Origin of the sequence: Labrys sedimenti (assembly GCF_034424805.1) — a bacterium.
In the GTDB taxonomy this organism is placed as follows: domain Bacteria; phylum Pseudomonadota; class Alphaproteobacteria; order Rhizobiales; family Labraceae; genus Labrys; species Labrys sedimenti.
Genome location: NZ_JAXOUF010000028.1, coordinates 31,759 through 44,285, shown reverse-complemented (window position 1 = coordinate 44,285; position 12,527 = coordinate 31,759). Strand labels below are relative to the sequence as shown.

Sequence of the window (12,527 nt, the reverse complement as noted above, 5' to 3'; positions counted from 1 at the left end):
GCGGGGTGGAGCAGCCCGGTAGCTCGTCAGGCTCATAACCTGAAGGCCGCAGGTTCAAATCCTGCCCCCGCAACCAACGTTCTCGAATAAGCCCCGTCGCTAACCGCGCGGGGCTTTTTTGCGCTTGCATCCCCCAGCGCCATGATTGCCGCGAGCTCGATCGCCATCTCCTCACCGTCAAGAGGAATGATGCGAATGGCGGTGATCAGGCCGCGCAAGCTCTCGGTCGCCTCCAGGCGCGACAGCTCGTCGGCATTCAGGGCCTCGGCGAGCTGCTCGACCTTGCGCCGATAGACGGCAGCGAGGTTGGGGTGGAGGCGGAGCGGGGTCTCTTCGGGGATGGCGGCAAGCTCGGCTTCGGCAGCCTGCTTGCAGCTCTCGAGCGTCGCCATCTTCTCCTTCATGCTGGGGTGATACATGCCGTCGGCAATGGCCTCGACGATCTGCTCGATCGCGCGCCTGGTTCTGCCCAGTTCCGACTCGAGGGCCTGACGGCGGGCCGTCTCAGTCTGGCGCGATGCGTTGTATTCGCGCCGATATTCCTCGACGAAGGCGGCGATCAGGTCGGGATGCAGCAGCTTCTGCTTGAGGCCCTCAAGGACACGCACCTCCAGGACTTCGCGCTTGATCATGCGGCGATTGTCGCAGGTGCCCTTGTTGCGGGCACCGGCGCAGCCATAATAGTTGGCGCCGGTCAACGTGTAGGCACCGCCACAGCAACCGCAGGCCAGCAGACCGCTGAACAAATAACGGATGCGGCGGGCCCGCTCGGGCCGCTGTTCTCCCGTCGCCGACTTCATCTGGTAGCGCGTGGCACCCTGTCGCTCGCGCACGGCCTGCCAGAGGTCAGGCGAAATGAGCTCGAGTTCGGGGACTGGCTGCACGACCCATTCTTCGGGCGGATTGAGCCGGGCCTGGCGCTTGCCGGTATCCGGATCCTTGACGAAGCGCTGACGGTTCCAGACCAGCCTGCCGATATAGAGTTCATTGTTGAGAATGCCGGTACCCCGGCGCCAATTCCCCTGGATAGTGGAGGCGCCCCAGGCTGTCGCGGCAGGACCAGGGACATGGTCACGATTGAGGGCTGCGGCAATGGCGCGAGGGCTGAGGCCGCTGGCATAATCGCGGAAAATGCGCCGGACGATCTCGGCCTGCTCCTCATCGATCACGCGCTCGCCGGTCGTGACGCTGCCATCGGGGAGCGCGTAACGGACAGCCCTGTAGCCATAGGAAATGCCACCCGCGGATTTGCCATTGCGGACGCGGCCTTCCAGCCCGCGATGCGTCTTCTGGGCGAGGTCCTTCAGATAGAGGGCAGACATCGTTCCCTTGAGACCGATATGTAGCTCCGAAATCTCGCCCTCGGCCACCGTCAGGATCGGGATGCCGAGGAAGCGCAACTGCTTGAAGAGAGCGGCAATATGCTCTTGGTCACGGGAGAGGCGATCGAGGCTTTCGGCGACAAGGATATCGAAGCGGCCGGCGCGGGCGTCCTGCATCATGGCTTGGTAGCCGGGCCGCAGGTGGGAGCTGCCGCTCATGCCCTGGTCGGCATGGACAGCAGCTTCCTTCCAGCCGCGGTCGGCAATCAGGCGGCGGCAGATGCGAAGCTGGTCCTCGATCGAGGCCTCGCGCTGAAGCTCGCTCGAGTAGCGCGCGTAAATGCAGGCCCTCATGGTTCATTCCTCCTGCGAGGCCCTGCCGGCCGTACGGCGACGCCGCCCGGCTGCTTTCCTCTTCCTGTGATTCCGACGCAAGTTGCGCAGCACTTCCTGATGACGTTCGCTGGCCTCGAGCGAGGTGGCTCTGTTGTAGTGCTTCTCCCCCATGCGCGTTGTGGCGTGGCCAAGGATGTCGCGGATGATGCCGGCATGCGCCGGATCGACCATGGCAATGGTCGTAGCGGCGATATGCCGGAAAGCGTGCGGGCGCAGGGTGATTCCAAAGGCCTGCTTCGTCAACAGGGCAAGACCCGACGTGAAACTGTCCTGCGACAGCGGGTTGCCGCGTTCACTGATCCACAAGGCATCGCTGTCGCTGCCATGCAGAAGCAGAGGGCGATACACACTCAGATAGTCCAGCATGAAGGGGACGAGAGATTTAGGCATGAGGAAACGGCACGCTTTGCGATTCTTCATGTCCTTTGCCTCGAAATTGAGGCTGATCCGCTCTCCGGCGATCTCGACATGTTTGCTGACGGTCATGGCGACGATGGCGCGAACCCGCACCGGACGGGCCATCAGCAGACCTACCATCAGAGCCTGTCGAAACTCAGCAGGGATTCTGGCGTGATGTGCCAGATCGATGCTGCGCAGTTCGTGCAAACGACGAAGACTCCACTGGAACACTTCCCCGGCCGCCAGCGGGATCGGCGGCTTGAGTTCCTGAGACTCGGAAATGCGCTCAAGGCGTTTGACCACCTTCCAGAGCCAGGCCAGATCCTCGTCGGGCGCGAAACCACGCATGACCACAGCCAACGACAGGATCTGGTTGGTGATGGAACGCGGCTTGAGGCGCTCGCGTCCGTCATCGATATAGGCCTGAACCGTCTCGGGGGTGACTCGGTTGGCAGGAGACTTGTCCATCAGCTCCGAATGGTGGCGCCGAATGAAAGAAAGCCAACTGCCATAGCCCTGGGCGTGCACCCGGCGCGTTCCCTCGGACCAACTGGTGAAGGCACCGCCGGTGTCGAAGAGCCCCCCATGCACCAGACAGTGCTGCCAGGCACGCCTGTCCACCGTGGGCCAGTGTTCGGGCTTAAGGATGAGAGGGATGGAAGAAACGGGCATCACTTGTCCCTCCTGTAGCGATCGAGTACCTCGCCGTAGCGGTCGAACGAGGCCTGGTTCGACTGCGGCGAATAGAAGGCGGTGGTCGTTTCGATCTTGGCGTGCCCGACGAGCCGGCGAACGCTCTCATATTCGCCGGGGTGGTCGTGGAGATAGAGGAACGCACTCAGATGCCTGAAGAGATGCGGGTTCATGACGATCCCCGTCTCCCTGAAAATCCTCTGCTTGAGGAAATCTCCGAGATGGGCGGGCGAACGCGGTCCACCGCCCTGGCTGGGAAAGACCCAGTCCGCGGGAACGGCGGTGAGGTGCTTGCGATGATGCTTGAGATAGTGATCGATCACTGTCGAGAGAGGAGGGATAAGCCGAGCCTGGATGCTCTGGCGACCCTTCGTCTTCTCCGCCGCGATATGGATATGGAAGGTGACATGCCGGTTCTTGCCGTCGCGGGTCAGGTCTTCCTCCATGCGCAAGCCGGCGAGATTGGCCATACGCAGCGCAGGGCATCCCAGCAGAAAGGCGATGCCAGCGGCCGTCATGGCATCGAGGGCTCCCCTGGGCGAACCAGACTTGCGATTGGCCCGCGCGATCAGGGTCTGCGGCAGCGCGATGACGAGCGCAACATTGTCCTCGTCGGAGAACTGATCCATCCGGCGCTGGCTCTTCTTCGACATGACGCGATGGGTATTGCCAAGACGGTCGCTGATCTGCTGCTTTGCCTTTGCGAGCCTGCGGATGACGGCTTCGGGCGCCTTCACATAGTAGCGTGCGATCGCCAGGAGCGTCGCCAGGATATTGGCGAGAGACGTCGACATCTGACCACCCCGGCGGTCCGTGATCTGAGCGAAGGCGCCTTCCAGCACCTGGATGTCAATGAGGTCGGCGAGGGACTTGAAATGGTCGGGAGGAGTCCCGGCCGCTATTGCAGCGGCGAGGATCTGGCGCAGATGCGCCCTGGTATTGCGCAAGGACGTGGGGCGCAACGCGCGAGAAGGCCCCTCGTCGGTGAACAGGTCCGGCTTCTCAAGGCGGCGAATATAACGCTCGATATCCGCCTGCAGCGAAGCGGGATATGCATTCAGAGGCGTGCTGACATAGCGCTCTCCCCGGGCGGTCTTCAACAGAGCATCGTCGAGGCCGGCGCGCTTGATGATGACGTTGAAGGACTTGGCGGTGTCGCGCACGATCTTGCGGGGGTCGTTGGTCAGGATGCGAAGCTCGAGATAACTCTCGAACCGCTTGAGCACCTCGTTATTGACAGCGGAAGGGTCGATCTGGCGCAGGCTGCAGAACCTCGCGAACCGGCTCAGGAAGATGGCGTGGTGCTTGGCCGTCGCCTTGCCCAGGAACGCCGTCCAGGACAGGCTGAGTTCGGTGTCCGGGTCGAGGGCAGGCATGACACCGACCACCAGAAGCGCCGCGGCGAGATCACTGCGGATATTGGCGCAGCGCTTGGCGGTGATGCGGCCCTGAACATGATGCAGGCCCGCGAAAAGATCACGAAGCTCAGCGACCTTGGCCGGAAGCTCGGAGGGGTCCCGAGCGGCCAGGCGCGCCGTGCTGCTGCAGGCCGAGACAAGATCCCTGCGGCGCTTGTCCGACAGGGAGGGCACTGCCGAAAGGGCAGTGATGACGTCGGCCAGAGTAGCCGGAATTTTGAGCGCAGCCTTGCGCTTCACGATGCGAATACGCATGTGATTTTGTCCTGTTCTAGGTTGTCAGTGATGGCCTATGGAGGCCTGGAGAGGACCTGACTGGACACAACGGGTCAGGAGCGGAAAATCGGGAAAATAAGCTGGCTAATTCCAATCCAAAGTTGATGGAGGGGATATCCCGATAACTGGAAATAGTGAGACAATACAGGAAGTTAGAGGACAGGAAGGGTCAATCGCGGCGATGGCGCTTCAGGCAGTCCTGGAGGTCCTCCTGGGAAATGCGCCACTGGCGGCCGAAGCGGTGTGCGACCAGGGTGCCGGTCTGGATCCAACGGCGCATGGTGCGGGTGCTCACGGCCAGAAGGTCGGCGGCCTCGTCGAGCGTGAGCATGCGGATATGATCAATGCGAGTCATCGTTCTTAGGTCCCCAGATTGTTGGTGGGAGAGTTGCCCTGGTTGACGAGGGCCTGGACGAGGGCGGGACGCGCCAGCAGCCGGGACAGGTGATCAAGTGGAGTGCGGGATGCGGTCCGGGGCTTGTGGGTTAATTGTCCTCGTCGGTCTGAGGTGCTTTGGGGGTAGACTTGTCTTCGGCGGCCAGCGCTTCCCGGGCAGCCTGGCGGGCCAAGATCTGAGCCAGTGCAATTAATTGCACTGCATTGCCCGACGAAGGTCCTGCTCGGGCTTTCTGTTTCCTGCTCTGATGCCTCGTTGTGGACGACATTGCCCTTGTCCTTCGTATGCTTGTGAGGTCCTGCTTGGACCGTTCGTGGCAAAACGATAGGCACCGGAAAGCCGGCGTGGGAAGAGGGCTGGGGCCGTGGTGGTACAGTGCGTGACCCGCCGGTATTTTCGTCAAGTGCACCGGAATGCCCGTGATCACGGCTCGGACGGTCAACTCGTCGGTGTCGTCGATGCAACAAGAAGGCTGGATGTTGAGGTCTCCAGCCTTGAACAATGCGTCTTGTGTAATGACTGGGAGAGCGCGCGAGGCTGCTTCAGCTAGCCGATCAGCTTGCGACTCACCAACAGATTCAACAGGGCTTTCTCCTTGTGAAGCAGGCCTTTCCCGACTGGCACGGCTCCATGCTGGACCAGCAGCTTCGCCAAAGCGGAATAGTCAGCGGCGGGCAGGTAGAGCTGCAAAACACGTTTGTTACCGATAGGGCGGTCCCCGTTCAGAATGGTGGTCAGATCATAGGCGGTGTTTTGTTCGGCGAGGCTGACCAGCGCCTCAACATTATCTTCCTGTATATGAGGGAGGATGATGCCGAGTTTGGCCCAGCCCACCGCGTTCAATCTGTCTCGGGGAATGTCCAACTGCGGGAATATGCGGCCTATCCTGGCGAGGGCAAAGGCCTTCCTTCTCTTGAGGCCCACAGCTTTAAACGCGATGTCGAAGTGCCATGGGTATTCGTTTTGAATGAAGGACAGGACCTCGGCGAGCGTCATGATGTCCTTGTTAATGCAGGATTTGAGCAGCGAGATAAGGTCGCCAACGGTAGATGACATGCAAAAATGGATCCGATATTTGTTTTGATGTCATTATACTATTAAAATAGCGACTATATTCAATAAATATAATCTAAATGCTTGTGTTTATTGCAAGAAGTAATTATCTTAATTATCAATAATAAAGCATTATCAAGTATAAAACTAAAAACATAAGAACTGCATTTACAAACATCAAGTACTTCGTGATCGTCAAATCTCGGCGCATATCTTGCCAGACATCTCTTGGGGAGCCGATGTCTTTTGCTCGCCCAGGCCAAGCCGACAGGAACCGAGGCAGCATTCCCTTGATCATGGCGATCCTCCTCTGCTGTTCCGGTATCGTAGCACATCAGGCGAAGCACTGTGCAACATGAGGACGCCCCGACATTTCCGGCTGGCCTACGTTGGTTCAATCTTCTTTGCTCGGGCTTTGGCGACGCGCTCAAAAGCCTCGATCGCAGCGCGATCATAGACCCGGCGATTGACTGCCGGTGAGTGGGCGGCGACCTTGGCCAGATCGTCGGTCGTTGCACCCGTACCACGGGCTTCTGTGTTGCCCGATGCCCTGAGATCTCGAGCGAGTTTGTCCTTGGGAATGCCTGCCAGAATAGCATCCTGTCTCCAAGCTCGCCTATAGCTGCTCGGGTCATAAGGGAGTCCTGTTGCCTCATTGACGATGAGAGGGCCGGTACGCTTCTCCTCAGGGATGGTCGCCATCTCCCCCATTACCATCGGGCAGAATCTCAATGGGATGACAGTTTCAGCACCTGTCGTATTGCGAGTTTTGGCTCGGATGATCCTGAGGATGAAATCCTGATCGATATCTTCCCACCTGAGGCCGAACCATTTCCGACCACGGCTCTGGACGGCTGACGGTCGAGGGTCGTCGAGAGGAATCCATTGCCCGATGACGTCATAGAGACGCAGCAACCCGTCGAACTGTAGAGCCGTTGCCAGCGCCCGCGAGGGTGCATTCGATACGTGGGCGGCCTGCCGCAGAGCGACCACTTCCTGTCGCGAGATGACCTGCTTGCGCGGAGCGAGGGATGGGCACCTGAATGCCCTCAGCACTTCCCTGAAATCAACGGCGCCGGGCTTGCGGCAGGCGACAGCGTGTCGGGCGGCTGCTTTGAGCGCTGCGATAGTCGTACGACCCGCAGCGAGGGCAGTCTTTCCGTCCGGCCGGTTTGTCCACATCTTGTGCCAGATGGCGAGATCCCGTCCGATGATGTCATCGATGCGGCGCTTGCCGTGCGCCAGATGAAGTTTGCGCATATAGGTTAGGTAGGATTGCCTCGATGCGTAGCCAAGTTCGTGGAAGGTACTGTACTGATCGAACTCGTAGAGTTTGAGCATGCCGGAAATGGTGCCATCCCACGGATCAGCCACGCACTCGTCGGTATTGAGGAAAGTCGCGGCCTCCATCGTGAGGATTTTGCAGCGAGCAATCAGTCTTTCGGGATCGTGAAGTAGAATCCCCAGGTTCGCCGACTTCGGGGTGAAGCCTGCCTTCACCGCGCGTTTCGGCGCGATCCAATAGGGCGTCTCCATACCTTTTCGTCTGCGCCATTCTAAGCCCGGCGCTTTGATTTCGCGTGCCATGCCTCCGGGTTATCCTGTCCATCGGGTTTGAGAATTTGGCTTCCACCAAGCCCATACTCTTTGTCGAACCATGCCTTCACGGCCGGCCAGTAACGCAGCCCGATGATCGGGTGCTTCTTGGGCAAGCCGTGGCGTTCCAACACAATGGCGAGAGCTCGCCACTGGGACGCCTCCTTGCTGCCCAAGACGAAGACAGCGACTGTTGCCTCGTCGAGGAATAAAGGGGCCGTCAGCGGGTTGAGGGGACTGGATTTGGATCTGGTCGTCATTGTTTCATTTGCTCAAGTGTATTGTTGCGGATATTTCCATTCTGGGTTGATTGTGAAATATAAACAAGTTAGTATAAATATTTTTATAATGTTATTTATGGATTCTAATCTATTATTATTTGGGTATAATACCGAGACTCTGTGATTAGAACTCATAAGCCCAATCTCGCATGCCGATGGTGAAGATGTGACACAGCTGGCTCCCGTTGACTGTAGGGCCAATCGTCCATTTTGGGGGCAATGTACATTAGCCGGTTGCAACGGCAACCTCTTGCGTCCACACTCGCTACCAACAGTGGAAACAAAGCAAGCGAATCGCTGCAGAATCAATCGATTCGAGCACATGTCAGAACCATATGATATCGTTCCTCCTCTTGCAGGAGCCATGATTGAGTCTTTAAGGGGCGTGGGCTATTCGACCACTACAGCCCTCGCTGACATCGTGGACAACAGCATCTCCGCCGGGGCGCGGAACGTGTGGGTAACCTTCTCCTACCGTGGGCCGACTTCAACCGTTTCCATCCTCGATGACGGTCATGGGATGTCCGCAACGGAACTTCTCAAGGCTATGATGCTCGGCGGAATCAGCCCGCTAACCCATCGGAGCGAAGGCGACCTAGGTCGTTTCGGCTTGGGGCTGAAAACTGCTTCCTTTTCCCAATGTCGATGCCTAACTGTCGCCTCGCGGCGCGACGGCTTGGTCTCTGTCCGTCGTTGGGACCTGGACTACATCGCTCGGGAGGACGTTGGCGACTGGCGATTGCTTTCATCACCAAGGAGTGGATCAGAGGATCTTTTGTCTCCCCTCGAAACGGTACCGCAAGGCACGATCGTTCTATGGGAAGGGCTGGACCGGATCGTCGGCACGGGAACTATGAAAGACGCCGCCGCTGAGAACGCCTTTTTGGCTCTCGCCGAGCGGGTGGAGCAACACCTTGCGATGGTGTTTCATCGCCTGATCGAAGGTCTGGCGCCGGAACTGCGTCTGTATATCAACGGAAATCTGATCAAGGGTTGGGATCCTTTTCTTAGGGCTCATCCTGCGACGGACAGCACCCCCGCGGACCCCTTCACGTCCCGCCACGGTCGGGGAGAACTTCAGGGTTTCGTGCTGCCCCATAAGGACAAGCTCAGCGAAGCCGAGTACCGCGCGGCCGGCGGCATCGAGGGGTGGACGGCCCAGCAAGGATTCTATGTCTACCGGAACCGAAGGCTGCTAGTCGCTGGTGGCTGGCTTGGACTTGGCTCGCCCCGCGTCTGGACTACGGAGGAGCCATTCAAGCTCGCCCGGTTGAGGTTGGAGTTCTCGAACAGCGCCGACCATGAATGGGACATCGACGTCAAGAAGTCGACGGCCCGGCCGCCGAGACATCTCCGCGCTCGCATTCAGGAGCTTGCCGAGAACGTGCGCGGAAGGGCCAGAAGGGTGTTCGCCCATCGAGGAGAATACGGGGCCAGAGCCGCTGTTCCTGATCTGTCGACGGTCTGGGTGTCCGGAACCTCGAACGGCACTACCACTTATCGACTAAACCGCGACCACCCCTTGGTGGCACGGGCACTCCATGAGGGAGCCCCGAAACTTGTTTCCGACTTACTGCGTGTTGTGGAGGAAACCGTACCCGTGCAGCGGATATGGCTTGATACGGTCGAAAAAGGGGAGATGCAGAAGCAGCCATTTTCTAAGGAAGCCTCGCCCGAGGTGGAGGAGCTTGCCGAGTCGATGCTATCCCATCTTGTCCGCAAGGTAGGCCTAACCCATGAACTCGCCCTAAAGAGGCTTCGGACCACGGAACCATTCCAGAATTTCCCGCAGTTGATCGCGCGGCTTGCCGCAAGGTCTGTTAGTTAGGTCATCGCATGAAATCGCCCCAGGAGACAGCGCTCGGCTTCGCACAGACCTCAATCGAGGGGCAGAGAGGCGAAGCCCCTATCACGCCCGAGACGATCGCGGCTGTCATCGACCAGATTATGATGCTTCCAACAGCGCTCCTCGCCACCAGGGAAGTGGATCGCGAAGCGCTCCGAGTGGAGCTGGAGACGCGCTACAGTGTCTGGATCGGCAAGGCGACGGCACTGGAGCAGAACGACAACCACCTTGCCTGGCTGACGCCCGATCGGAAGAAGAATTGGCGGCTTTGGCCGCGATATCGTCAGTTTCTGGAGGGGAGCTGGTCGCCGTTGGCCGTTGACGGACTCGACGATGCCACGGATCAGGTGATCTCGCGTCTTGAGGCACCCGATAGGCCCGGGGCCTGGGACCGTCGCGGTTTGGTCGTGGGGCACGTGCAGTCCGGAAAGACGTCGAACTATACCGGCCTAATCTGCAAGGCAGCCGATGCGGGTTATAAAGTCATCATTGTGCTGGCCGGGTTGCATAACAATCTTCGTAGCCAAACCCAGATGCGCCTGGATGAGGGCTTCCTGGGGTACGAAACTTCTACGCAGAACGACCGGTCTGCGACGCTCGCGAATTCAATCGGCGTGGGGCTTGTCGACAGCGATCCGTCTATCAGGCCTGATTACATAACGACTAGAGACGAGAAGGGTGACTTCAGGGCAGCGCTTGGAAAGAACTTCGGCATTAGCCCCGGCGGCCGCCCGCTCTTGTTCGTTGTCAAAAAGAACGTCAGCGTGCTTAAGAGCCTTCTCGGATGGATCGATAAGATCCTGAACGGAGCCTCAGTGCTGGAGAACGTGCCGCTACTGATGATCGACGACGAGGCGGACCACGCCTCCGTCGACACCAAGGAACAGGCCTTTGACGAAGGCGGTAAGCCAGACGAGGACCACAACCCAACGAAGATCAACGGGCAGATCCGCCTCCTCCTGCGTAAGTTCCAGAAATCCGCCTATGTTGGCTATACTGCCACGCCGTTCGCCAACGTCTTCATCCATGATGCGGGGGAAACGGCCAAGCTCGGGCCGGACCTGTTCCCACGCAGCTTCATCGTGAACCTGCCGGCTCCCTCCAACTATGACGGGCCCGTCAGGTTGTTCGGCCTTGATCCGACCGATGACGATACCGGCGTTGCCAGCCTTCCGCTCGTCCGGATTGTCAAAGACCATGCAGCGACAAGTCTCCCGAACGAGACCTCGGGGTGGATGCCCCCGTCCCACAAAAACGGATTCGCTCCTCGCTATGCCGGTGTGAGCGACATCCCGCCTAGCCTCCGGGAAGCGATCCTATCCTTCATCCTCGTCTGCGCCGCGCGCCGGGTCCGGGGCCAGGTGAATGCGCACAACTCCCTGCTTGTGCACGTTACTCGATTCACATCCGTGCAGTCGGCGGTGCGCAGTCAAATTGAAGTAGAGTTGGACCAGATCAGGCGGCGACTTCGCTTCGGGGACGCCGGCGGTGAAGGCATCAGGAACCAACTCAGGAGGCTTTGGGACGATGACTTCGTCCCGACCTCCGCCGCTTTCCTGGCCATCCATCCGGATCGCCAAGCTGCGGAGGTGACCTGGGCCGAGCTTGATCGAGAGTTCGCGAACGTCGTCGAGCGGATCACGGTCCGGACGATCAACGGGAACGCAGGCGACATTCTGGACTATGAGATCCACAAAGGAACGGGACTGAACGTCATCGCCGTCGGCGGCGACAAGCTGGCGCGAGGCCTGACACTTGAGGGCCTCAGCGTGAGCTACTTCCTGCGAGCCAGCAAGATGTATGACACGCTCATGCAGATGGGGCGTTGGTTCGGTTTCCGGCCAGGCTATCTCGACCTCTGTCGCCTCTACATGACAGCTGAGTTGAGGGAATGGTTCGCTCACATCACCGAGGCGGCAGAGGAGCTTCGCCACGAATTCGAGCACATGCGCGCCATCAATGGGACGCCGAAAGACTATGGCCTAAAGGTCAGGTCCCACCCTGTGATGATGGTGACGTCCAAGGTAAAGATGCGCCACGCCTCGGAGGTAGACATCAATTTTCAAGGAGCCATTCAGGAGACTATCGTCTTCGACCGCGATCCCGACGTGATCCGGGCCAATTTCGAGGCAACCGAGCAGTTACTGACCCGTTTGGGACCTCCTAGTGAGCGCGGGCCCCGACGCCCGCGCAACGGAGGCGGCGCGCACGTGTGGGAGGATGCGCGGCTTTGGTCGAAGATCGATGGCATCGAGATCGTAAAGTTCCTACGGAACTACCGTACTCATGAAAAGGCGACTTCGGTCCACGCCAAAATGATGGCCGAGTTCGTCGAGCACCAACTCAACCGCGAAGAGCTGACCGAGTGGACGATCGCGTTGCTCGCCGGCGATGGTCCCGATATGATGGAGGTTGGCGGCGAAAACCAGAAGCTTGTGCGTCGCAAGGAGAACATAAGGTTCATTGATGCCGCGGAACAGCGGGCAGACGGCCGATATCTAATCCGTAGGTTGTTGGCGCCTCGTGACGAGGCCATCGACTTCGATGCTGGTAGCTACGACGAGGCACTCAACCAGACACGGAAGGACTGGAACCCAGATTCCGGAAGATCGCGGCGGACGACGCCACCCGATACCCCTTCGGGGCTGGCCATCCGTAGCATACGCGGTCGCTCTCCGCAGCACGGGCTCCTTCTGCTCTATCCCCTCGCCCCGCGAGAAGCCGAGATCGACGTGAAGTATCCGATCATCGGTTTCGGGATAAGTTTCCCGGAGAGCCGCGACGCAAAGCCGGTGAAGTACACAGTGAACAATGTTTTCTGGGAGCAGGAATACGGAGTGGACGCTTGAG

General features: G+C 59.3%; 9 protein-coding genes. 2 read left to right on the top strand and 7 right to left on the bottom strand.

Annotated elements, in window-relative coordinates; translation table 11 throughout:
• Positions 1–32 precede the first annotated feature (32 nt).
• From U1R88_RS32770 to U1R88_RS32740, 7 genes are all read right to left on the bottom strand, one after another.
• On the bottom strand, positions 33–1,676 hold the full coding sequence (locus U1R88_RS32770) for a recombinase family protein (protein WP_322435081.1): 1,644 nt from the start codon (positions 1,674–1,676) through the stop codon (positions 33–35).
• 3 nt (positions 1,677–1,679) lie between these two features.
• Complete coding sequence (locus U1R88_RS32765) at positions 1,680–2,789, bottom strand: tyrosine-type recombinase/integrase (RefSeq protein ID WP_322435080.1); 1,110 nt, start codon at positions 2,787–2,789, stop codon at positions 1,680–1,682.
• Positions 2,789–4,483 carry a hypothetical protein gene (locus U1R88_RS32760; RefSeq protein WP_322435079.1) on the bottom strand — a complete coding sequence of 565 codons (1,695 nt, stop codon included), beginning with the start codon at positions 4,481–4,483 and terminating at the stop codon, positions 2,789–2,791. Before U1R88_RS32760 ends, U1R88_RS32765 begins: the two co-directional genes overlap by 1 nt.
• A 190-nt stretch (positions 4,484–4,673) precedes the next feature.
• Positions 4,674–4,859, bottom strand: coding sequence for a helix-turn-helix domain-containing protein (locus U1R88_RS32755; protein ID WP_322435078.1), 186 nt, complete (start codon positions 4,857–4,859; stop codon positions 4,674–4,676).
• Between the two features lie 588 nt (positions 4,860–5,447).
• Positions 5,448–5,957, bottom strand: coding sequence for a hypothetical protein (locus tag U1R88_RS32750; protein ID WP_322435077.1), 510 nt, complete (start codon positions 5,955–5,957; stop codon positions 5,448–5,450).
• Between the two features lie 381 nt (positions 5,958–6,338).
• Entirely contained in the window at positions 6,339–7,541 is a 1,203-nt protein-coding gene (locus tag U1R88_RS32745; protein WP_322435076.1) for an integrase, read from the bottom strand.
• Entirely contained in the window at positions 7,511–7,810 is a 300-nt protein-coding gene (locus U1R88_RS32740; protein ID WP_322435075.1) for a hypothetical protein, read from the bottom strand. Before U1R88_RS32740 ends, U1R88_RS32745 begins: the two co-directional genes overlap by 31 nt.
• 385 nt (positions 7,811–8,195) lie before the next feature.
• On the opposite strand from U1R88_RS32740, the gene U1R88_RS32735 reads away from it, so the two are divergent.
• Together U1R88_RS32735 and U1R88_RS32730 are read left to right on the top strand one after the other, a co-directional pair.
• Entirely contained in the window at positions 8,196–9,659 is a 1,464-nt protein-coding gene (locus tag U1R88_RS32735) for an ATP-binding protein (protein WP_322435074.1), read from the top strand.
• Between the two features lie 8 nt (positions 9,660–9,667).
• Positions 9,668–12,526, top strand: coding sequence for a Z1 domain-containing protein (locus U1R88_RS32730; protein ID WP_322435073.1), 2,859 nt, complete (start codon positions 9,668–9,670; stop codon positions 12,524–12,526).
• Position 12,527: the final 1 nt, after the last annotated feature.